At 43.3% G+C, this 22,174-nt stretch carries 21 protein-coding genes; 20 read left to right on the top strand and 1 reads right to left on the bottom strand.

Annotated elements, in window-relative coordinates; genetic code table 11:
• Positions 1-138 precede the first annotated feature (138 nt).
• The 11 genes from ETB99_RS06340 (at position 139) to ETB99_RS06390 (ending at position 12,414) form a co-directional block, all read left to right on the top strand.
• Complete coding sequence (locus ETB99_RS06340) at positions 139-699, top strand: hypothetical protein (RefSeq protein WP_171700231.1); 561 nt, start codon at positions 139-141, stop codon at positions 697-699.
• Between the two features lie 115 nt (positions 700-814).
• Positions 815-3,319 (top strand): preprotein translocase subunit SecA, encoded by a 2,505-nt coding sequence (gene secA / locus ETB99_RS06345; RefSeq protein ID WP_171700232.1) that lies wholly within the window; start codon positions 815-817, stop codon positions 3,317-3,319.
• A gap of 80 nt (positions 3,320-3,399) precedes the next feature.
• Positions 3,400-4,507, top strand: a protein-coding gene (gene prfB / locus ETB99_RS06350) for a peptide chain release factor 2 (protein WP_129000922.1) whose coding sequence is annotated in 2 segments (ribosomal slippage) — positions 3,400-3,471 and positions 3,473-4,507 — 1,107 coding nt in all. Because the reading frame shifts where the segments join, the coding sequence is not laid out codon by codon here.
• Positions 4,508-4,639: 132 nt separating this feature from the next.
• Positions 4,640-5,242 carry an IS607 family transposase gene (locus ETB99_RS06355; RefSeq protein ID WP_009362398.1) on the top strand — a complete coding sequence of 201 codons (603 nt, stop codon included), beginning with the start codon at positions 4,640-4,642 and terminating at the stop codon, positions 5,240-5,242.
• Positions 5,239-6,456: an RNA-guided endonuclease InsQ/TnpB family protein gene (locus ETB99_RS06360; RefSeq protein ID WP_171700233.1), complete on the top strand. Its 1,218-nt coding sequence runs from the start codon at positions 5,239-5,241 to the stop codon at positions 6,454-6,456. Before ETB99_RS06355 ends, ETB99_RS06360 begins: the two co-directional genes overlap by 4 nt.
• Positions 6,457-6,544: 88 nt before the next feature.
• Entirely contained in the window at positions 6,545-7,405 is an 861-nt protein-coding gene (locus ETB99_RS06365; RefSeq protein WP_077429034.1) for a YitT family protein, read from the top strand.
• A gap of 58 nt (positions 7,406-7,463) precedes the next feature.
• Positions 7,464-7,787, top strand: a complete 324-nt coding sequence (cccB, locus tag ETB99_RS06370; RefSeq protein WP_171700234.1) for a cytochrome c551 — start codon at positions 7,464-7,466, stop codon at positions 7,785-7,787.
• A gap of 160 nt (positions 7,788-7,947) precedes the next feature.
• The gene (gene ftsE / locus ETB99_RS06375; RefSeq protein WP_171700235.1) at positions 7,948-8,634 is read left to right on the top strand and encodes a cell division ATP-binding protein FtsE; all 687 of its coding nucleotides are present in this window, start codon (positions 7,948-7,950) and stop codon (positions 8,632-8,634) included.
• Positions 8,624-9,517, top strand: coding sequence for a permease-like cell division protein FtsX (ftsX, locus tag ETB99_RS06380; protein ID WP_128999719.1), 894 nt, complete (start codon positions 8,624-8,626; stop codon positions 9,515-9,517). Before ftsE ends, ftsX begins: the two co-directional genes overlap by 11 nt.
• A gap of 19 nt (positions 9,518-9,536) precedes the next feature.
• Positions 9,537-10,802, top strand: a complete 1,266-nt coding sequence (locus ETB99_RS06385) for a murein hydrolase activator EnvC family protein (protein ID WP_171700236.1) — start codon at positions 9,537-9,539, stop codon at positions 10,800-10,802.
• 175 nt (positions 10,803-10,977) lie between these two features.
• Entirely contained in the window at positions 10,978-12,414 is a 1,437-nt protein-coding gene (locus ETB99_RS06390) for a S41 family peptidase (protein WP_171700237.1), read from the top strand.
• Positions 12,415-12,454: 40 nt separating this feature from the next.
• On the opposite strand, the gene ETB99_RS06395 is transcribed toward ETB99_RS06390, so the two are convergent.
• Positions 12,455-12,883 carry a MerR family transcriptional regulator gene (locus ETB99_RS06395; protein ID WP_077429039.1) on the bottom strand — a complete coding sequence of 143 codons (429 nt, stop codon included), beginning with the start codon at positions 12,881-12,883 and terminating at the stop codon, positions 12,455-12,457.
• 178 nt (positions 12,884-13,061) lie between these two features.
• Between ETB99_RS06395 and ETB99_RS06400 the strand changes: the two genes are divergently transcribed.
• The 9 genes from ETB99_RS06400 (at position 13,062) to lgt (ending at position 22,168) form a co-directional block, all read left to right on the top strand.
• Positions 13,062-14,228, top strand: coding sequence for a PDZ domain-containing protein (locus ETB99_RS06400; protein ID WP_171700238.1), 1,167 nt, complete (start codon positions 13,062-13,064; stop codon positions 14,226-14,228).
• Position 14,229: 1 nt separating this feature from the next.
• Entirely contained in the window at positions 14,230-14,454 is a 225-nt protein-coding gene (locus ETB99_RS06405; RefSeq protein WP_004892581.1) for a CsbA family protein, read from the top strand.
• Between the two features lie 107 nt (positions 14,455-14,561).
• Positions 14,562-16,535 (top strand): excinuclease ABC subunit UvrB, encoded by a 1,974-nt coding sequence (gene uvrB / locus ETB99_RS06410; RefSeq protein WP_375153710.1) that lies wholly within the window; start codon positions 14,562-14,564, stop codon positions 16,533-16,535.
• A 3-nt stretch (positions 16,536-16,538) separates the two neighbouring features.
• Entirely contained in the window at positions 16,539-19,391 is a 2,853-nt protein-coding gene (gene uvrA / locus ETB99_RS06415; protein ID WP_171700239.1) for an excinuclease ABC subunit UvrA, read from the top strand.
• Positions 19,392-19,468: 77 nt separating this feature from the next.
• Positions 19,469-19,798, top strand: coding sequence for a magnetosome magnetite crystal formation protein family (locus tag ETB99_RS06420; protein WP_077429043.1), 330 nt, complete (start codon positions 19,469-19,471; stop codon positions 19,796-19,798).
• On the top strand, positions 19,795-19,992 hold the full coding sequence (locus ETB99_RS06425) for a PspC domain-containing protein (RefSeq protein ID WP_006320155.1): 198 nt from the start codon (positions 19,795-19,797) through the stop codon (positions 19,990-19,992). Before ETB99_RS06420 ends, ETB99_RS06425 begins: the two co-directional genes overlap by 4 nt.
• A complete protein-coding gene (locus ETB99_RS06430) occupies positions 19,989-20,333 on the top strand; it encodes a phage holin family protein (RefSeq protein WP_077429045.1) in 345 nt (114 codons plus the stop codon). Before ETB99_RS06425 ends, ETB99_RS06430 begins: the two co-directional genes overlap by 4 nt.
• A 75-nt stretch (positions 20,334-20,408) precedes the next feature.
• Positions 20,409-21,344 carry an HPr(Ser) kinase/phosphatase gene (gene hprK / locus ETB99_RS06435; RefSeq protein ID WP_128999725.1) on the top strand — a complete coding sequence of 312 codons (936 nt, stop codon included), beginning with the start codon at positions 20,409-20,411 and terminating at the stop codon, positions 21,342-21,344.
• Between the two features lie 14 nt (positions 21,345-21,358).
• Positions 21,359-22,168 (top strand): prolipoprotein diacylglyceryl transferase, encoded by an 810-nt coding sequence (gene lgt / locus ETB99_RS06440; protein WP_128999726.1) that lies wholly within the window; start codon positions 21,359-21,361, stop codon positions 22,166-22,168.
• Positions 22,169-22,174: the final 6 nt, after the last annotated feature.

Genomic DNA, 22,174 nt, shown 5'->3' on the forward strand with positions numbered 1-22,174 from the left:
AGCGTACCCCGTCAATGTAAGATATACACATATTTAAGAAATAATGTTAGAAACTTTGTCGAAAAATATTTTTTTGACACCCCTGAAACGGCTACAACCGTTGATATATCAACATTTATAGAGGGAGGTGAAAAAAGGATGGAAGCGATTTTACGTGAAATTTTAGGGAAGTTGACGAATGTCGAAAGTCATTTTCTACAGTTTCAACAAGAAGTGCGTAACCAATTTGCTCGAATTGACGAACGATTCGCACAGATAGATAGACGATTTGAACAAATGGAAGCGCGATTTGCCCAGATTGATGAACAATTCGCTCAAATTGACGAACGGTTCGCACAAATTGATGAACGATTCGTGCAAATTGACGAACGATTCGCACAAATGGAAGCGCGATTTGCTAACATGGAAGCTCGTTTAACCGCACTTGAACAAGAGATGAAAGAGGTAAACACGCGCATTAGTCGTCTCGAAGAAGAAATGTGTGATGTCAAAAAACGTCTGGAACATGTCGAGATGCAACTAAGCGACGTAAAAGAAACAGTGCATCGTTTAGAAATTCAACTAGCTAACGATGTACAAACATTACTGCAACATATTTATAAAAAGATTGACGAAAAAGGTTTTGAAATTTATGCTCTCAACAAACGACTCCACCATGTCGAAGCAACGATCGAACAACTTCAATCACCTCAACGATAACATCTCCCCAGCGTCCCCTACGCTGGCTTTTTCTTTTCTTTCGTATGAGTTGTCACCTTTTCTTGTAAGTGATATGATGGTAATTAGCGACTATATAAGCAAGGGGCGTTTTTGTATGCTTGGAATGTTGAAAAAAGTGTTTGACCCGAATAAACGACAAATTGCGCGATTAGAGAAAATCGCGAATGAAATTGATGCGCTCGGTCCGCAAATGGCGCAGCTTTCTGATGACGAGTTGCGTCAAAAAACAGAAGAGTTTAAGGCGCGTCTTGAAAAAGGCGAAACGCTTGATAATTTACTTGTTGAGGCGTTTGCGGTCGTTCGCGAAGCAGCGAAGCGCGTGCTTGGCATGTATCCATATAAAGTGCAATTAATGGGGGGCATCGCCCTTCATGAAGGCAACATTGCTGAAATGAAGACAGGGGAAGGAAAAACGTTAACCGCAACGATGCCGGTATATTTAAACGCATTAACAGGAAAAGGTGTTCATGTCGTCACGGTCAACGAATATTTAGCAAGCCGCGACGCAAATGAAATGGGCAGACTGTATCAGTTTTTAGGTTTATCTGTTGGACTGAATTTAAACAGTATGTCGCGTGAAGAAAAGCAAGCGGCTTATAACGCCGACATTACATACGGAACGAATAACGAGTTTGGTTTCGACTATTTGCGCGATAACATGGTGCTCTATAAAGAACATATGGTGCAACGCCCGCTTCATTATGCGATTATTGACGAAGTTGACTCTATTTTAATTGACGAAGCCCGTACACCGCTCATCATTTCTGGGACGGCGCAAAAGTCTACAAAATTGTACATTCAAGCAAACGCGTTCGTTCGCACATTAAAACGCGATGTCGATTATACGTACGATGAAAAAACGAAAAGCGTGCAGCTGACGGAAGAAGGAATGAACAAAGCAGAGCGCGCGTTTGGAATCGACAACTTATTCGATTTAAAACATGTGACGTTAAACCACCATATTAACCAAGCGTTGCGCGCCCATGTTGTGATGCAGCGTGACGTCGATTACGTTGTCGAAGATGGAAAAATCGTTATCGTCGATCCGTTTACCGGTCGTTTAATGCGCGGACGCCGCTATAGCGATGGGCTTCATCAAGCGATTGAGGCAAAAGAAGGGCTTGAAATTCAAAACGAATCGATGACGCTTGCGACGATCACGTTCCAAAACTATTTCCGCATGTATGAAAAGCTCGCGGGGATGACGGGAACAGCAAAAACAGAAGAAGAAGAATTTCGCAACATTTACAATATGCAAGTCATCGTTATTCCGACAAATAAACCAGTCATTCGCGATGATCGCCCAGACTTAATTTATCGCACGATGGAAGGAAAGTTTCGTGCGGTTGTTGAAGATATTGCGGAACGTCATGCGAAAGGACAACCTGTTCTCGTCGGTACGGTGTCGATTGAAACGTCTGAATTGTTATCGGGCATGTTAACGAAGCGCGGCATTCGCCATAACGTGTTAAACGCGAAAAACCATGCGAAAGAGGCAGAAATTATTGCGCAAGCTGGTCAAAAAGGAGCCGTAACGATTGCGACAAACATGGCAGGACGCGGAACGGATATTAAACTCGGCGAAGGAGTGCGCGAACTTGGCGGCTTAGCGGTCATCGGTACGGAGCGTCACGAAAGCCGCCGCATCGACAACCAGTTGCGCGGTCGTTCCGGCCGTCAAGGTGACCCTGGGGTATCGCAATTTTACTTGTCGCTTGAAGATGAACTCATGCGTCGCTTCGGCTCAGAAAATATGATGGCAATGATGGATCGTTTAGGCATGGACGATTCACAGCCAATTCAAAGCAAAATCGTATCTAAAGCGGTCGAGTCGGCACAAAAACGCGTCGAAGGAAACAACTTTGATGCGCGTAAACAACTATTGCAGTACGACGATGTATTGCGTGAACAACGTGAAATTATTTATCGTCAACGCTTCCAAGTGCTTGATTCGGAAAACTTGCGTGACATCGTTGAAAAAATGATTCAATCGGTTATCGAGCGTGTCGTACGCATGCATACACCAGATGAAGAAATGCCAGAAGAATGGAACGTGCAAGCGATCGTTGATTATGTGCAAGCGAACCTCCTTCCAGAAGGAGATGTGACTGTCAACGACTTGCGCGGCAAAGATCCAGAAGAAATGATTGAATTCATTTGGAATAAAGTACGTACACGTTACGATGAAAAAGAAGGCCGCATTCCAGCGGAGCAAATGCGCGAGTTTGAACGCGTCATCGTGTTGCGTGCGGTCGATATGAAATGGATGGAACATATCGATGCGATGGAACAGTTGCGTCAAGGCATCCATTTACGTGCGTACGGTCAAATTGATCCGTTGCGCGAATATCAAATGGAAGGATATGCGATGTTTGAAGCGATGATCGCTTCCATTGAAGAAGAAGTCGCTCGTTACATTATGAAAGCGGAAATCGAAAGCAATCTTGAGCGACAAGAAGTCGCGAAAGGTGAGGCTGTCCATCCGAAAGAAGGCGAAGAAGTAAAACGCAAGCCGGTGAAAAAAGCGGTGGAAGTCGGTCGAAACGATCCATGCCCGTGCGGAAGCGGAAAAAAATATAAACATTGTTGCGGACGATAAGTGAGGGATGTTCCCTCGCTTTCGTTATGTTGCGTCCGCCGAGATGTTTGCATACAATAATGGTTGAGGTGAAGGACATGATCGATTTAGTAGAAATTAAGCAAGAGCTTGAAAAAATGGCTAAGCGATTAGCGGATATTAGGGGGTCTCTTTGACCTCGAAACGAAAGAAGCCCGCATTGAACAACTAGAAGCGCAAATGGCTGCCCCTGACTTTTGGGACGATCAAAAAGCGGCTCAATCGGTCATTAGTGAGGCGAATGCGCTCAAAGATTTAGTCGGCGAGTTTCGTTCACTTGAAGAGCGATTTGAAAATTTAGAAGTAACATACGAACTTGTCAAAGAAGAACCTGATGAAGAATTACAAAAAGAGCTTGTAGCTGAGGCGAAAAAACTATCGAAAGACTTTAGCGAATTTGAACTGCAGTTACTATTAAATGAACCGTACGATAAAAATAACGCCATTTTAGAACTTCATCCTGGCGCAGGTGGAACGGAGTCACAAGACTGGGCATCGATGTTGTTGCGTATGTATACGCGCTGGGCGGAGAAAAAAGGATACAAAGTGGAAACGCTCGATTATTTGCCTGGTGAGGAAGCGGGAATTAAAAGCGTCACGTTGTTAATTAAAGGGCATAATGCATACGGATATTTAAAAGCGGAAAAAGGCGTGCATCGCCTCGTGCGCATTTCTCCGTTTGACGCTTCCGGTCGCCGTCATACATCGTTCGTTTCGTGCGAAGTGGTACCTGAATTTGATGACAACATTGAAATTGACGTGCGTCCGGATGAAATAAAAGTGGATACGTATCGTTCGAGCGGTGCGGGTGGTCAGCACGTCAATACGACTGACTCAGCGGTACGTATTACACATATCCCGACAGGTATTGTCGTCACGTGCCAATCGGAGCGGTCGCAAATTAAAAACCGCGAAAAAGCGATGAATATGTTGAAAGCGAAGTTGTACCAAAAGAAACTAGAAGAACAACAAGCGGAGCTCGCTGAAATTCGCGGTGAACAAAAAGAAATCGGTTGGGGAAGCCAAATTCGTTCTTACGTGTTTCATCCATACTCGCTTGTAAAAGATCATCGAACAAATACCGAAGTCGGAAACGTGCAAGCGGTAATGGACGGCGAAATAGACGTCTTTATCGACGCATATTTACGCTCGAAATTAAAACAAGGATAAGGTGTCCGACATGGGCACCTTTTTATGTGGTGAAAATTTTTAATTAAGTTGTTTGAAAATATTAAAAATTTTAATAAAAAATGTTTAAAGATAAAACTGTTTTTGTTATTATTATAAGTAGGAGGTGATGAGATGAAAGCGAAAGAAGTATTAGAGTTGTTGCAAATATCAAGACCAACGCTCACTAAATATGTAAAAGAAGGAATCATAAAAGTCCATGTCTTGCCTAACGGAAGATATGATTATGACAAAGAAAGTGTATATCAATTGTTTAATAAAGGCGTGGAAAGAAAAACATATATCTACGCCAGAGTTTCTACGCCAAAACAGAAAGCCGATTTAGAAAATCAAATTCAGATGCTAAAACAATTTTGTTTTGCGAATGGCTATTCTGTATCCAAAGTTTTTTCAGATATTGCAAGTGGCATCAGTTTTGAAAAGAGAAAAGACTTTTTTCGTATGCTTGATGATGTGTTGGCTGGAAAAGTTGAAAGAGTTGTCATTAGTTACAAAGATCGGTTGAGTAGAGTGGGTTTTGAATTATTTCACCATTTGTTTAAAAAATACCATTGTGAAATTGTTGTGATGAGCGAAGTGGGTTCTGAAAAATTAGACAGCGAGGAAATATTTGAAGAAATCATCAGCCTGTTGCATTGTTATTCCATGAAGATGTACAGCAAAAGAAAAGGCGAGAAGATCAAGCAAATATTAAGCGAAGGAGAACTTCCGTCATGATGGCGAATCGAGTGGAAAGGCATATGATTTGCGCCACTCATCCGTATTATCCGATGATCGACGAATATTGTTTTCGGTCAAAAAACTTGTACAACTTCGCCAACTATCAAGTCAGGCAAACGTTTTTCCAACACGGCACGTATCTTTCTTACAACAAGCTAGACAAGCTGCTGAAAACAGAAGGGATGGATGCAGACTATCGAGCGATGCCAATGGCTCAATCCGCCCAACAAACGTTAAGAATGTTGCACCAAAACTGGAAGGCATTTTTTAAATCGATGAAAGATTGGGCAAAAAACAAAGACAAATATACAGGCAGACCGAAACCGCCCAAATATCTCAAAAAAGACGGACGGTATGTACTTGTGCTAACGAATCAATCATGCAAAGTCGTCGATGAACACATCACGTTTCCTGCCTGTTTCCAAGGGTTTCAACTAAAAACAAACATGAAAGGGAAGCTTCAACAAGTCCGATTTATTCCAAAACACCGCCATATCATCGTCGAAGTCGTTTACAAAATCCCTATTCCACCGCAAAAACAAGATCACAACAGATACATCAGTATTGATTTGGGTTTAGATAACTTCGCAACCATTGTGAATAACGTGGGCAAACAACCGATTGTCATCAATGGTAAAGGTCTAAAATCCGCCAATCAATACTATAATAAAAAAATGAGCCACTACCGCAAAGTAGCGAAACAGATGAATGGACTTGATTGGACAAAACGAATGAGCAACATGACAGAAAAACGAAACCGCATCGTAGAAAACTTTATGCACCAAGCGAGTGCCTTTGTCATCAAACATGCGTTGGCTTTAGACTGCGATACGATTGTGGTGGGGATAAATAAAGATTGGAAGCGTGAAGTCCATCTCGGAAAGCGCACGAATCAAGCGTTCGTTCACATTCCGTATCAAACGTTTCTTCATCAGTTGCAGTACAAAGCGGTACAGCATGGCATTCGCGTCGTCGTGACAGGAGAAAGCTATACATCCAAATGCAGTTTTTTAGACATGGAAGAAATGAAGAAACAAAAACAATACAAAGGAAAACGAATCAAGCGTGGGCTGTTTCAATCTGAAAACGGAACGCTCATCCACGCAGATGTCAATGGAGCATACAACATCATGAGAAAAGTATTCCCAAAGGCGTTCGCCAATGGGATAGTGGGTGTGGGGTTACACCCGATCCGAGTACATGTCGCTTAAACGGCGTGGACGGATAAACAATTTTATTAAAATCTTCCCCATGATTTTGATAAAATTGATAACCTACTCACGAGGGAAGGTGAGAAGCATGCGAAAAAGAAGCAACATAACAAATCCATTCGTTGAAAAAGTGCTCGAATACGTATACATTCTTGTTGGCTCGGCTGTTGTGGCCGTTGCGTTTAATTTATTTTTACTCCCGAACCGTGTTGCGTCAGGCGGCGTGAGCGGCATTAGTACTATTTTACATGCGACGCTGGGTTGGCAGCCAGCATACGTGCAATGGTCTCTTAACATTCCGCTATTTATCGCAGGCGTGTTGTTGCTTGGAAGACAGTTCGGCATTAAAACGTTAGTTGGCACTGCTTTTTTGCCGTTTGTCGTATATTTGACGCGTGATGTCGCATCAGCAACAAACGACGCTCTACTTGGGGCGTTATTTGGCGGCATTGGCGTCGGTATAGGATTAGGGATTGTATTTCGTGGCCGGGCATCAACGGGAGGAACGGATTTAGCTGCTCAAATTATTCACAAATATACGGGTCTATCGTTAGGGACATGCGTCATTTTAATTGATGGCTTAATTGTTTTAACAGCTGCACTCGTCTTTGACTTAGAACGGGCGTTATATGCACTCATCGCGTTATTTGTGACGAGCAAAACAATTGATTTTGTTCAAGTTGGTTTCGGTAATTCAAAAATGGCGATGATTATTACAGAAAAAGAAGAACAAGTGCGTGAAGCGATTTTGCATAAAATTGACCGCGGTGTGACAAAACTACATGCATACGGCGGATATACAGAAAAAGAACGGCCTGTTCTTATGTGTGTCGTAGCACAAAGTGAGTTCACAAAATTGAAACAATTGGTGAAAACCATTGATCCGTCTGCGTTTGTCGTCGTTATGGACGCAGCGGAAGTGCTTGGAGAAGGATTTAAACGTGTCTAACATAAAAATGATGCGATATAATAGAAATATATGAAAATGTTGACAAGGGGGATTTCGTATGAAGAAAAAGCTACTGAGCTTATTTGCTGGTACAGCGATTGTGTTAGCGGCCTGTGGTGGCGGAAATACTGCAACAGAAAAGCCAGCGACTGGTGGAGAGGCGGTTTCAGCTGCTGAATCTTTGTATAAAAAATCATGTGCAAGCTGTCACGGCCAAAACTTAGAAGGTGGCGTTGGACCTGCCCTTGATAAAGTAGGCGGAAAATATTCACAAGACGAAATTAAAAACATTATCACAAACGGTCGTGGAGGCATGCCAGGTGGCTTACTTCGCGGTGAAGATGCTGATAAAGTAGCAGAATGGCTAGCTGCGAAAAAGTAAGAGGATGCGATTTTGTGCATCCTCTTTTTATTTGTAACAGTGTTGAAATATAACTGTAAATAAAATTCGCCCCCTTTTTGCGACAAATGATGATATAATGGACGAGGTAAGAATTTTGCAGGAATATGTAGAAAAACATCGAATACTTAGGTGGTTGCTTATGATTGAAATGCAAGATGTATATAAAACGTATCCGAACGGAGTGATCGCATTAAACGGCATTTCCGTTCGCATTAAGCAAGGTGAATTTGTATATGTCGTCGGTCCGAGCGGTGCTGGGAAATCGACGTTTATTAAAATGATGTATCGCGAAGAGAAGCCGACAAGCGGCAAAATTATGATTAATGGCGTGAACTTAGCGAATATAAAAGACAGTAAAGTGCCATTGCTTCGCCGAAATATCGGGATCGTCTTTCAAGACTTCAAGCTTCTTCCAAAGTTAACGGTGTATGAAAACGTCGCGTTTGCTTTGGAAGTCATTGAAGAATCGCCAAAAAACATTCGCAAGCGCGTCATGGAAGTGCTTGACTTAGTGCGACTAAAACATAAAGCGCGCTTTTACCCTGATGAATTGTCTGGAGGAGAGCAACAGCGGGTGTCGATCGCTCGTTCAATCGTCAACAACCCAGCAATTGTTATTGCTGATGAACCGACGGGAAATTTAGATCCAGATACATCTTGGGAAATTATGGACATCTTCGAGCGAATTAACGATCGTGGGACGACCATTGTGATGGCGACGCATAACCGCGAAATCGTCAACACGATTCGCAGGCGCGTCATTGCGATTGAGCGCGGCAAAATTGTGCGCGATGAAGTGAAGGGGGAATACGGTTATGAAGCTTAACACCCTTCGCCGCCATTTTCGTGAAAGTTTTAAAAGTCTCGGACGAAACGGTTGGATGACATTTGCATCCATTAGTGCTGTTACGGTGACGCTTTTGCTTGTCGGCGTGTTTCTCGTCATTATGCTCAATATTCAACATATAACGAAGCAAATTGAGCGCGATGTTGAAATTCGCGTGCATGTCGATTTGAGCGCGACAGATGCGGATAAAGATGCGCTGCGGGCGAAACTCGAAGCTTTTGCCGGTGTAGAAAAAGTGACGTACTCATCAAAAGATGAAGAGCTTCAAAAATTAATTGACAGCTTTGGGGAAGATGGACAGTCGTTTCGTTTGTTTGAGCAAGACAATCCGTTAAGCGATGTATTTATTGTGAAAGCGGAAAATCCGCTTGATACAGAAAAAATCGCAAAACAAATTGAAACTTTGCCTTCTGTCAGCAAAGTCAAGTACGGGAAAGGACAAATTGAAAAGCTATTTGCGGCAACGACGACGATTCGCAACGTCGGATTGGCGCTCATTGTCGGATTATTATTTACGGCGATGTTTCTCATCTCAAATACGATTAAAATTACAATTTTTGCCCGTCGTCGTGAAATTGAGATTATGAGATTAGTAGGGGCGACTAACGGATTTATTCGCTGGCCGTTTTTCCTTGAAGGGCTATGGCTCGGTGTATTAGGTTCGATTGTGCCAATTGCCATCGTCCTGTCCGCCTATTCGTACACATTTGATTTATTGTACCCAAGATTAAAAGATACATTTTTTCAACTTCTCCCATTTTATCCGTTTGCATGGCAAGTGGCGGCTGTGCTCGTCTTATTAGGTGCATGTATCGGCATATGGGGAAGCATGATGTCCGTCAGACGATTTTTGAAAGTATAGAAAGAGAGAGGGGTTTACGGTGCGAAAAAGTTGGGGAATGATTGTTGTCGCTGTGATGTTGCTTGTTTCGAGCGTAGCTGCGCCTGCGCATGCGGTGACGAAGCGCGATATTCAACAGAAAAAAGAAGAAATAAAAAATGTACAACAAAAGCAGTCAACGATTGAAAATAAAATTGAACAGTCGCAACAAGAAATTGAGCGATTGAAAGCAGAACAAGAGCAATTAGATGCAGAAATTAAAAAGCTAGATTTAGCGGTAGAAGAAACAAGCGCCAATATTCGTACAAAACAGCAAAACATTGAAGAAACGAAACAACAAATTGTTGCGCTTCGCAAAGAAATCGAGGAAGTAACAGCCCGCATTGAGCAACGCAATGAGTTGTTGAAAGAGCGGGCGCGTTCGCTGCAAGAAAGCGGAGGAGTTGTTAGCTATTTAGACGTGTTGCTTGGGGCGAAAAGTTTTAGCGATTTTATTGATCGAATGAGCGCTGTTGCGACCATTTTTGAGGCAGACCGTCAAATTATTAGAGAGCAAGAAGCAGATAAAGCGCTAAAGGAAGCGAAAGAGGAAGAACTAAACGATAACTTAGTTCGCCTGCAAGAGCAGCTAAATGAGCTACAAAAGTTAAAACAAACGTTAAGTGAACAAATTGCAGCAAAAGGAAAACTGATGGCGCAATTGAAAGAGCAGCAAAAGCACGAAGAGGAAAGGCAACTCGCTTTAGAGGAAGAAAAAGAGCTGCTTGAGAAGCAAGAAGCAACTATGAAAAACCAATTACAAGAAATAATTCGTCGCCAAAAAGAACAGGAAGAAGCGCGGAAACGAGCATTATCAAGCCGCGGATCGTCATCAGAGAGCGGTGGCAGTTTGCCTCCTATGTCGAACGGTGCGTTTATGCGCCCAGCGAACGGTCCAATTACATCAACATTTGGACCGCGGTGGGGTGAATTCCACTACGGTGTAGACATTGGTAAGCGTGGTGCTAGCGTTCCTGTCGTGGCAGCTGCTGACGGGTATGTGTATCGCTCCTATTACTCCTCAAGCTATGGAAACGTTATTTTTATCATGCATTATATTAATGGACAAGTATATACGACCGTATATGCTCACTTAGAATCGCGTCTTGTCGGTGAAGGACAAAACGTCAGCAAAGGACAAATGATCGGCTATATGGGCAATACAGGTCGCTCATTTGGCGAGCACTTACATTTTGAGTTGCATCGCGGACCTTGGAATGCATCAAAATCGAATGCGGTAAATCCAATGCAATACGTTCCGTTTTAAAGCACAGCTTGCCTGCTGTGCTTTTGCGTATTGGTTGAGAAAATGGTACGCTCGGTGTAAAATAAATACATCTTCAAATAGTTATGAACGGTACAAGCTATTCATATAATGAAAACAAACAGGCATCGCACACGGTGTGATGCCTTTCATGTATCGAAGGGTGAGGAGGCAAAACATGAATAAAAAAACAATCGCAGCACTCATGGCTTTATCGATGTTGTTCGGATCTGGGGTGACGTATGTCGGGATGCAGTCGCTTTCTTCCGATACGTCAACGATGACGATCAACATCCCAACAACAACGGAGAAGCCATCGAACGAAGAACTACAAAAAATTGAACAAGCATACAGCATGATTAAACAAAAATACGTTCAAAACATTGACGACCAACAGCTTATTGATGGCGCCATTCAAGGAATGATTGCGACGTTAAAAGATCCGTACTCTGTTTATATGGATAAAGAAACAGCAGAGCGATTTAACGAGTCGCTTGATTCTTCTTTTGAAGGAATCGGAGCGGAAGTGAGCATGGTTGACGGCAAAGTAACGATTGTCGCTCCATTTAAAGGATCGCCTGCGGAAAAAGCTGGGCTCCGTCCGAATGACCAAATTATTAAAGTGAATGGGGAAAGTTTAGAGGGGCTTGATTTGTATGAAGCCGTCTTAAAAATTCGCGGCAAAAAAGGGACGGTTGCTCGCTTGGAAATTATTCGCCCTGGTGTAAACGGTGTATTGACAATTGATGTCGTTCGTGACGAAATTCCGATCGAAACGGTATATGCGTCCATAAAGGAAGTGAACGGCAAACGAATCGGCTATATTGAAATTACATCGTTTGCGGAAACAACAGCAGAAGATTTTAAAAAGAAGTTATCCGAGTTTGAGAAAAAAGGAATCGCAGGGCTCATTATCGACGTGCGCGGCAATCCAGGAGGGTATTTACAAAGCGTGGAAGATATTTTAAAAGATCTTGTTCCGAAAGATAAACCGTACGTGCAAATTGAAGAACGTGATGGCGATAAACAACGCTTCTTCTCCAATATAACGAAGAAAAAAGATTATCCAATTGTTGTGCTTATTGATAACGGAAGCGCCTCGGCATCAGAAATTTTAGCCGCAGCGTTAAAAGAAGCGGGTGGTTATATGCTTGTCGGTGAAAAAACGTTTGGAAAAGGAACGGTTCAACAAGCGTTGCCGATGGATGACGGTAGCCATATTAAATTAACGTTATATAAATGGCTCACACCAAACGGAAATTGGATTCATCAGAAGGGCATTGAACCGGATGTGAAAGTGAAGCAGCCAGACTTTTTCTATGCTCATCCGCTTCAAATCGATAAGCCGTTGGCATATGACATGAACAACGAACAAGTGAAAAGCGCACAACAAATGTTAAAAGGTCTCGGTTTTGACCCGGGTCGCGAAGATGGCTATTTCAGCAAACAAACGGAGCAAGCCGTTCAATCGTTCCAAAAAGCGAATGGCTTACAAGTGACCGGAAAAATTGATAAGCAAACAGCGAATATGTTGCAAACAAAAGTGATGGAAGCTGTTCGCGACGAGCGATACGATGAACAATTGAAACGGGCATTGCAACTCATTGCGAAATAAAACATATCCCCCTGCCCATGTTGAAGGCAGGGGGAAACTATTATAAAAAGAAGCTAATAATGCCACGTCGTTTTTGTTTTGTTGGTTGCTCGATAGCTGGTTCGATTTGTTTTTGTTTTTCAAGTTGTGCGATGCGTTGTTCGAGCTGTTGCATATATTGAAGCATTTCTTCCATTTCTCGCCGATGTTGCAATAGTTGAAACGAGACGACGTCATCTGCTTTTTGTTCGATTTTCCGTTCCAGTTCGTGTAATCGTTGTTCTACTTCTTCCCAATCGACATGTTCCTTCTCTTCTTCCTCTATGCCGAGAAACTTATATTTTTCTAGTTGTTCGACCGCTTCGTTCGTAAACACATAATGTCCTGCCTCGTTTTTTTTGCATGGAATGTTATATTTTTTCACCCAACGTTGCACCGTTTTTGTTGATACGCCAAGCCGTTTAGCTACTGTACTCGTTTTTAGCTCCATCGTTCCACGCTCCTCCTCATCTTATATGAGAAAACAGTTAGACACTTCTTTTGAAATTCCTTTTACCTTGACAAAACTAGTGTTTATTCGGCAAAGAAAGTGAATTTTCGTCAACAATAAATGCTTGAAATTTGTTACAATACAACATAGATGATCGGAAAAAATGGAGATGATGGAAATGGAATTATGGGGACTAGAATGGTTGAAAGCATTCGGAACGTTTTGGCTGCAACCGTTGTTATATTATGTAATCATATTTGCATTTTTTATTGGATGGCGTCGCGTGCAACGCGAGCGGCGCGATTTTCATACGCGCGTCTATCGTTCTTCTCGTGAGCTGCGTGCGATCGTTCGCTCACGCAGTTGGTTTGCCATTGTTTTTTCAATTGTAACCGTTGGCGTTGGACTTGTCATTCCGAATGATACGCTCGTTTTTTGGACGATTGTGACGATCGTATGCAGCTTTATGATGCAGCTCCGGCTTCTATCGGCTGCATATATCGGGAGCATCGTCATATTTACTATTAGTTTTTTTGCGCAAATGGAGTGGGCGAAGCCATTTTTTGATCGTTTTTTCCCGCATATGACGGAAACAAATGTGACTGCCGTCGCGCTTTTAATCGGGTTGCTTTTGTTTATCGAAATGTGGCTCGTTTACCGCGAAGGAGCAGAACTCAGCTCTCCGCAACTTGTGACGAGTAAGCGAGGGCTTACGATCGGTGAGCAAGTTGTTCAACGGCTTTGGATTGTTCCATTAATGATTCCTGTACCAGGAGATGGTGTGCAATCGTTTGCTGCTTGGTGGCCGATGATTTCAGGCGGTGATGCGTATTCATTTGTTCTCGTGCCGTTTTTACTTGGCTTTTCCCACCGCGTGCAAACAAACATGCCTACTCATATGGCGAAATGGATCGCAAAGCGCATCGGTTGGCTCGCTACGGTTGTTAGTTTGCTAGCGATTGCTAGCTACTGGTGGGAGCCGCTAGCGATCGTTGTTGCAGTTGTCGCTATTTTATGGAGGGAATGGATTGCTTTATCAGCGAAATTGTATGAACAAAAGCGGCCTCCGTATTTTACAAAACGAACGAATGGGCTTGTTATTTTAGGCGTGTTGCCGGATACGCCAGCACATAAAATGGCGCTTTCGGTCGGAGAAGTAATTGTGAAGGTAAACGGTATACCGGTCGTGACGGAAGATGAATTTTACGCAGCATTGCAACATAATCGTGCATTTTGTAAGCTAGAAGTATTAAACGAGAGCGGAGAAGTTCGCTTTGCGCAATCGGCTTTATTTGAAGGCGAACATCACGAACTTGGACTGTTATTCGTAAGAGATGAGGGATAGTATGTGGTTTTTGTTAGCGTTAATTGTACCGGCGTTGCTAGTTATTTTATTTACGCGGGTGACGTATAACCATTATGTCGGAACGTTGCTTACTGTCGCGTTGCTCGTAGCATCGTATGTGAAAGGATATACGGATCAATTGTATGAAATTGTTGCTGATATAGCGTCGCTCATCGTCGGATTTTTGTATGCTAAACGCATGGTAGAAAAGCAAAAACAGTCGTAAACCTGTCCATATGGGCAGGTTTTTTCATAGAATATTTGTTCGTATTTTTCGCTTTTCGATTCGTGAATATGGTACAATGAAAATAGAAATGAAGTGGAGGGACGATTGTGGACACATTTCAATTAGTATCCGCTTATAAGCCGCAAGGTGATCAGCCGAAAGCGATTGCCGAACTCGTTGCAGGCATTCAACAAGGAAAAAAACATCAAACGTTGCTTGGAGCAACAGGAACAGGTAAAACGTTTACGATTTCTAATGTCATTCAACAAGTCAATAAACCAACGCTCGTCATCGCTCATAATAAAACGTTAGCGGGGCAGCTATATAGCGAGTTTAAACAATTTTTTCCTAACAATGCTGTTGAATACTTTGTCAGCTACTATGACTATTATCAGCCAGAAGCGTACGTGCCGCAAACGGACACGTACATTGAAAAAGATGCGAGCATTAACGATGAGATCGATAAATTGCGCCATTCCGCGACGTCTGCGTTATTTGAACGACGTGACGTGATTATTATTGCGAGCGTTTCATGTATTTACGGGTTAGGTTCGCCTGAAGAATACCGTGAACTTGTCGTTTCGCTTCGTGTCGGCATGGAAATCGAGCGGGATCATTTGCTTCGTCGCCTTGTCGACATCCAATATGAACGAAACGATATTGATTTTCGCCGCGGAACGTTTCGCGTGCGCGGAGATGTCGTTGAAATTTTCCCTGCGTCACGTGATGAGCATTGCATTCGCATTGAGTTTTTTGGTGACGAAATTGAGCGCATTCGCGAAGTAGATGCATTGACAGGGCATGTGATGGCAGAGCGAGAACATGTGGCGATTTTCCCAGCATCGCACTTCGTCACGCGTGAAGAGAAAATGAAGCTAGCCATCGAAAATATTGAAAAGGAATTAGAAGAACGGCTTCGTCAGTTGCGTGAACAAGGAAAATTGCTTGAAGCGCAGCGATTAGAACAACGGACGCGCTACGATATTGAAATGATGAAAGAAATGGGTTTTTGTTCAGGCATCGAAAACTATTCACGCCATTTAACGTTGCGTCCACCGGGTTCAACGCCTTATACGTTACTAGATTATTTTCCTGATGATTTTTTAATTGTCATCGACGAATCGCATGTGACATTGCCGCAAATTCGCGGCATGTATAACGGTGATAAAGCGAGAAAAGAAGTGCTTGTTGAACACGGCTTCCGTTTGCCGTCGGCGCTCGATAACCGGCCATTGACGTTTGAAGAATTTGAACAAAAAGTCAATCAAGTCATTTACGTATCTGCGACGCCAGGTCCGTATGAGCTTGAACATTGTCCAGAAGTCGTCGAGCAAATTATTCGTCCGACAGGGTTGCTTGATCCGACGATCGACGTACGGCCAATTGCGGGACAAATTGACGATTTAGTCGATGAAATTCAAAAACGCATCGCTCGTAAAGAACGAACGCTTGTGACGACGTTGACGAAAAAAATGGCGGAAGACTTAACCGATTACTTAAAAGATATTGGCATTCAAGTGGCATATTTGCATTCAGAAATTAAAACGCTTGAGCGAATTGAAATTATTCGTGATTTACGATTAGGAAAATATGATGTGCTCGTCGGCATTAACTTATTGCGAGAAGGGCTTGATATTCCAGAAGTATCGCTTGTCGCCATTTTAGATGCGGATAAAGAAGGCTTTTTACGTTCTGAACGTTCACTTATTCAAACGATTGGTCGGGCGGCGCGCAACGCTAACGGTCACGTCATTATGTATGCCGATACGATCACGAAGTCGATGGAAATTGCGATCAATGAAACGAAGCGACGTCGCGCGATTCAAGAAGCGTATAATCGCGAGCATGGCATCGTACCGAAAACGATTCAAAAAGACATTCCAGATGTCATTCGTGCGACATTTGCCGCGGAAGAAAAAGAAACGTATGAAACGAAAGATGTTCGTCATTTATCAAAAGAAGAGCGTGTTGCGTTCATCGCCCAACTTGAACAAGAAATGAAAGAAGCTGCAAAAGCGCTTCATTTTGAACGTGCGGCAGAACTGCGCGATCTCATTTTACAATTGAAAGCGGAGGTGTAACGAATGGATCATATCGTCGTCAAAGGTGCACGAGCACACAATTTAAAAAATATTGATGTCGTCATTCCGCGCAATAAGCTCGTTGTGCTTACCGGCTTATCGGGCTCGGGAAAATCATCGCTTGCGTTTGACACCATTTACGCGGAAGGGCAACGGCGATATGTCGAATCGTTATCGGCATACGCCCGGCAATTTTTAGGGCAAATGGATAAGCCTGATGTCGATTCGATTGAAGGTTTGTCACCTGCCATTTCAATCGATCAAAAAACGACAAGCCGCAACCCACGATCAACAGTTGGAACAGTCACAGAAATTTACGATTACTTGCGCTTATTGTTTGCACGCATCGGTCGCCCTGTTTGTCCAACACACGGCATCGAAATTACGTCGCAAACAATTGAACAAATGGTTGACCGCCTGATGCAATATCCAGAGCGGACGAAAATGCAAATTTTAGCGCCCATCGTCTCTGGCCGAAAAGGGACACATGTAAAGACGTTAGAGGAGATTAAAAAACAAGGATATGTGCGCGTCCGAGTTGATGGGGAATTGCGCGATGTATCAGAAGACATCATACTTGAAAAAAATAAGAAGCATTCGATCGAAGTGGTCATCGACCGCATCATCATGAAAGAAGGTATTCAGTCGCGCCTGGCTGATTCGCTTGAAGCGGCGTTGCAGCTTGCGGACGGTAAAGTGCTCGTTGATGTCATCGGACAAGAAGAGTTGTTATTTAGTGAACATCACGCTTGTCCGCACTGCGGTTTTTCAATCGGTGAACTAGAGCCGCGTTTATTTTCGTTTAACAGCCCGTACGGTGCGTGTCCATCGTGCGACGGATTAGGAGCAAAACTGGAAGTCGATCTCGATTTAGTCATTCCAAATAAAGAGTTGACGCTTCGTGAGCATGCGCTCGCGCCATGGGAGCCGCAAAGCTCGCAATATTATCCACAACTGTTAGAGACGGTATGCCGTCATTACGGCATCGATATGGACGTGCCTGTGAAGCAATTGCCAAAACAACAGCTCGATCTTTTATTGTACGGATCAAATGGAGAAAAAATATATTTTCGCTATGAAAACGACTTCGGTCATGTGCGCGAAACGTATGTGGAATTTGAAGGTGTCGTGCGCAACGTTGAACGCCGCTATCGTGAAACGACGTCCGATTACGTGCGTGAACAAATGGAAAAATATATGACCGAACAGCCTTGTCCGACGTGTCATGGCAACCGATTGAAAAAAGAAAGTTTAGCGGTTTTCGTTGGCGGCAAACATATCGGTGAAGTGACGGCGATGTCGGTGAACGAAGCGCTCATGTTTTTTGAAACGCTTCAGCTAACGGAAAAAGAACAAAAAATCGCTCATCTCATTTTACGTGAAATTGTTGAGCGACTTGGCTTTTTAAAAAATGTTGGGCTCGATTATTTAACGTTAAACCGCGCGGCAGGGACATTGTCAGGCGGAGAAGCGCAACGTATTCGATTAGCGACGCAAATCGGATCGCGGTTAACAGGGGTGTTATACGTGTTAGATGAGCCGTCGATCGGGTTGCATCAGCGCGATAACGACCGGCTTATTGCGACGTTACAAAGCATGCGTGATTTAGGGAATACGCTTATCGTTGTGGAACACGATGAAGATACGATGCTTGCGGCAGATTATTTAATTGACATCGGACCGGGAGCAGGGGCGCACGGCGGACAAGTCGTCGCTGCAGGCACACCTGAACAAGTGATGAACGATCCACATTCATTAACCGGTCAATATTTATCAGGGAAAAAGTTTATTCCGCTCCCGATTGAACGAAGAACGCCAGATGGTCGTTGGCTTGAAGTCGTTGGAGCTCGGGAAAACAACTTAAAAAACGTCGATGTTCGCATTCCTCTCGGGTTGTTTGTTGCGGTGACGGGGGTATCCGGTTCGGGAAAAAGTACGCTCATTAATGAAATTTTGCATAAAGCGTTAGCGCAAAAGTTACATCATGCAAAAGTAAAACCGGGAGAGCATACGGACATTCGTGGCATTCACTATTTAGATAAAGTGATTGATATCGACCAGTCGCCAATCGGCCGAACACCGCGCTCCAATCCGGCGACATATACGGGCGTTTTTGATGATATTCGTGATCTGTTCGCAACGACAAATGAAGCGAAAATGCGTGGATATCAAAAAGGACGGTTTAGTTTTAATGTGAAAGGCGGTCGTTGTGAAGCGTGTCGTGGCGACGGGATTATAAAGATCGAAATGCACTTTTTACCTGATGTCTATGTACCGTGTGAAGTATGCCACGGTAAACGATATAATCGCGAAACGTTGGAAGTGAAATATAAAGATAAAAATATCGCTGAAGTGCTCGATATGACAGTAGAAGAAGCGCTGACGTTTTTTGAAAACATCCCGAAAATTAAACGAAAGTTACAAACACTTCACGACGTCGGGCTTGGCTATATGCAACTCGGGCAGCCAGCTACAACGCTTTCTGGTGGCGAGGCGCAACGAGTAAAGCTAGCATCTGAGTTGCATCGTCGTTCAACCGGAAGAACGTTATACATTTTAGACGAACCGACAACAGGTTTGCATGTGGATGATATTGCCCGTTTATTACATGTTCTGCAACGGCTTGTGGGACAAGGGGATACAGTACTTGTTATCGAGCATAATTTAGATGTCATTAAAACAGCCGACTATATTATTGATCTTGGACCAGAAGGCGGCGATGGGGGTGGACAAATCGTTGCGGTAGGTACGCCAGAAGAAGTAGCGCAAGTTGAGCGATCGTATACTGGGAAGTATTTGCAACCAATTTTGGCACGCGATCGCGAACGCATGCGTCAACGTATACCGAGCGTATAATGCGCTCGGTTTTTTGCAAGAAACTTTCCTTGTGATGAAACGTATGTATGAGTAAAGGAAAAAAGGAGGAATTATAAATGGAAGGAAATAAATTGCTTGCGGCGTTATGTTATTTCAGCGTATTTTTTGCCCCGTTTTTATTTCCGATTATCGTTTATTTTGTCACGAAACATGAACGAGTGAAAGAACATGCGAAAAAATCGTTTTTATCTCATCTCATCCCTATTGCGATTGTCGTTACGACTGGTGGGTTGTTTATGTTGTTTGCCATCGCAGGAGTAGACGGATGGATCGGTCTTCCGTTTATCGGCATTGTGATCGGTGGCATTGTACATGTTGTCGTTATTGTTTGGAATATTATTAAAGGAATTCAAGTATTGCAAGAATCGGGAGGGATGTATGAATGAAAAAGCTTGTTAGGCTTCGTCATGATCGCATGATTGCAGGTGTGTTAAGCGGATTAGCCGCTTATATGAATATGGACGCTACGGTTGTACGTTTATTGTTTGTCGCGCTATTATTAATTACCGGCATTATGCCGTTTGCGCTTTTATACGCGCTTGCGGTATTTATTATTCCGAGTGAGGAGAACGTCATATGAGATGGCTAGCACATATAGTGATTAACGCTGTTTTATTATTAGCGTTAGCTGGGTATTTTGATTCGATTTATTTATCAAGTGTTGGTGCCGCGCTCGTTGCAAGCGTTCTTTTGTCTTTTCTCAATACGTTCGTTCGCCCGTTACTTATTTTACTGACGCTTCCTGTGACCGTATTGACGTTCGGGTTGTTTTTATTCATCATTAACGCAATGACGCTAGCAATGACAGCTTCGCTCATGGGCAGTTCGTTTGACATTGGCGGCTTTAGCAACGCGTTATTTGCGTCGCTTGCGATCTCACTTTTTCATTTACTCATTGAGTCAGTACGAAAAGAAAAGTAAAACGTTCCACTTCGTGCGTGAGCGTTTTTATTTTGACGGGAAAGTGTTACAATGAGAAAAAAGGAGGGGGTTCATGTGCCAAAAGTACGGACAAAAGATTTAATTGATGAGTTTCAATTTGAACTTGTAAGCGGGGCAGAGGGGATTCATCGCCCGATTACAACGAGTGATTTATCCCGTCCGGGCATTGAAATGGCCGGTTATTTTGCATATTATCCTGCTGAGCGTATACAGTTGCTTGGTGTGACTGAACTATCTTTTTTCGAACGATTAACGCCCGTAGAAAAACGGTTGCGTATGGAAAAGTTATGTACGGATATTACACCTGCGATTATCGTTTCACGTGGACTAGACGTACCAAAGGAGCTTATCGAAGCATCGGAAAAAAGGGAAGTGCCTGTCATGCGTTCAACGATGAAAACGACGCGATTGGCTAGCCGCCTGACAAACTATTTAGAAAGTAAACTCGCACCGACGACAGCTGTGCACGGCGTGCTCGTTGATGTGTACGGCGTTGGTGTACTTATTACAGGAAAAAGCGGGGTCGGAAAAAGTGAAACGGCACTTGAACTTGTAAAGCGCGGACATCGTCTCGTCGCCGATGATTGTGTCGAAATTCGACAAGAAGATGAAAACTTGCTCATCGGTAGCGCCCCCGAGCTCATTGAACATTTGCTTGAAATTCGGGGACTTGGAATTATTAATGTTATGACGTTGTTCGGTGCAGGTGCAGTTCGCCCGCATAAACGCATTTCGCTCGTGATCGACTTAGAACTATGGGATCCGAATAAACAATACGATCGTCTCGGGCTTGAAGAGGAAAAAGTAAAAATTATTGATACGGAAGTGACGAAGTTGACGATTCCTGTTCGTCCAGGGCGAAATTTAGCGGTCATTATCGAGGTGGCGGCGATGAACTTCCGTTTGAAGCGCATGGGGGTCAACGCAGCAGAAGAATTTTCTGCGCGGTTAGCGGATGCAATTGGCGATGCGGAACACGATTATGAATGAGAGGATGGAGAAACATGTTTTTATATATCCAACCACTTGATCGAGTCTTTTTTCAGCTCGGTCCTATTACAATTTATTGGTACGGTGTCATTATTGCGACTGGTGTATTGCTTGGACTTTGGTTGGCAACAAAAGAAAGCGAGCGGTTAGGGATACGAAAAGAAACATTTGTTGATCTTGTGTTAATTGCTGTGCCGATTGCGATTGTATGTGCACGGGCGTATTACGTTATTTTTCAATGGGACTACTATTCCAAACATATAGGTGAAATTCCGCAAATTTGGAACGGTGGCTTGGCCATTCATGGCGGTTTAATTGGTGCGATCGCAACAGGTGTTGTGTTCGCTAAAAAACGAGGGCTGTCGTTTTGGAAACTAGCCGATATTGCAGCACCAAGCATTATTTTAGGGCAGGCGATTGGACGTTGGGGGAATTTTATGAACCAAGAAGCGCACGGTGGACCTGTATCGCGCGCATTTTTAGAAAGTTTACATTTGCCGGATTGGATTATTAATCAAATGTACATACAAGGGCAATATTACCATCCGACGTTTTTATACGAATCGTTATGGAATGTGCTTGGGTTTCTCGTTTTGCTTGCGTTGCGGAGAAGAAATTTGCGACGAGGGGAATTATTTTTCACGTACGTGATTTGGTATTCGATTGGACGCTTTTTCATTGAAGGATTGCGAACAGATAGTTTAATGTTAACAGAAACGATTCGCATGGCGCAGTTTATCTCAGCTTTGCTTATCGTGTTTGCGGTCATGATGATTGTTTTGCGTCGCATGCGCGGTTTAGCGAATGAGCGGTACAACGATTAAACGAAG

The organism is Anoxybacillus sp. CHMUD (assembly GCF_013096965.1).
Taxonomy (GTDB): domain Bacteria; phylum Bacillota; class Bacilli; order Bacillales; family Anoxybacillaceae; genus Anoxybacillus; species Anoxybacillus kestanbolensis_A.

Coding starts and splice junctions, on each gene's coding strand:
- ETB99_RS06405 (WP_004892581.1), top strand. CDS start 14,230: ATGTGGTTTTTGTTAGCGTTAATTGTACCGGCGTTGCTAGTTATTTTA.
- ETB99_RS06390 (WP_171700237.1), top strand. CDS start 10,978: ATGAATAAAAAAACAATCGCAGCACTCATGGCTTTATCGATGTTGTTC.
- ETB99_RS06340 (WP_171700231.1), top strand. CDS start 139: ATGGAAGCGATTTTACGTGAAATTTTAGGGAAGTTGACGAATGTCGAA.
- ETB99_RS06420 (WP_077429043.1), top strand. CDS start 19,469: ATGGAAGGAAATAAATTGCTTGCGGCGTTATGTTATTTCAGCGTATTT.
- ftsX (WP_128999719.1), top strand. CDS start 8,624: ATGAAGCTTAACACCCTTCGCCGCCATTTTCGTGAAAGTTTTAAAAGT.
- ftsE (WP_171700235.1), top strand. CDS start 7,948: ATGATTGAAATGCAAGATGTATATAAAACGTATCCGAACGGAGTGATC.
- ETB99_RS06365 (WP_077429034.1), top strand. CDS start 6,545: ATGCGAAAAAGAAGCAACATAACAAATCCATTCGTTGAAAAAGTGCTC.
- ETB99_RS06355 (WP_009362398.1), top strand. CDS start 4,640: ATGAAAGCGAAAGAAGTATTAGAGTTGTTGCAAATATCAAGACCAACG.
- lgt (WP_128999726.1), top strand. CDS start 21,359: ATGTTTTTATATATCCAACCACTTGATCGAGTCTTTTTTCAGCTCGGT.
- cccB (WP_171700234.1), top strand. CDS start 7,464: ATGAAGAAAAAGCTACTGAGCTTATTTGCTGGTACAGCGATTGTGTTA.
- secA (WP_171700232.1), top strand. CDS start 815: ATGCTTGGAATGTTGAAAAAAGTGTTTGACCCGAATAAACGACAAATT.
- ETB99_RS06395 (WP_077429039.1), bottom strand. CDS start 12,883: ATGGAGCTAAAAACGAGTACAGTAGCTAAACGGCTTGGCGTATCAACA.
- ETB99_RS06425 (WP_006320155.1), top strand. CDS start 19,795: ATGAAAAAGCTTGTTAGGCTTCGTCATGATCGCATGATTGCAGGTGTG.
- ETB99_RS06400 (WP_171700238.1), top strand. CDS start 13,062: ATGGAATTATGGGGACTAGAATGGTTGAAAGCATTCGGAACGTTTTGG.
- ETB99_RS06360 (WP_171700233.1), top strand. CDS start 5,239: ATGATGGCGAATCGAGTGGAAAGGCATATGATTTGCGCCACTCATCCG.
- ETB99_RS06430 (WP_077429045.1), top strand. CDS start 19,989: ATGAGATGGCTAGCACATATAGTGATTAACGCTGTTTTATTATTAGCG.
- uvrA (WP_171700239.1), top strand. CDS start 16,539: ATGGATCATATCGTCGTCAAAGGTGCACGAGCACACAATTTAAAAAAT.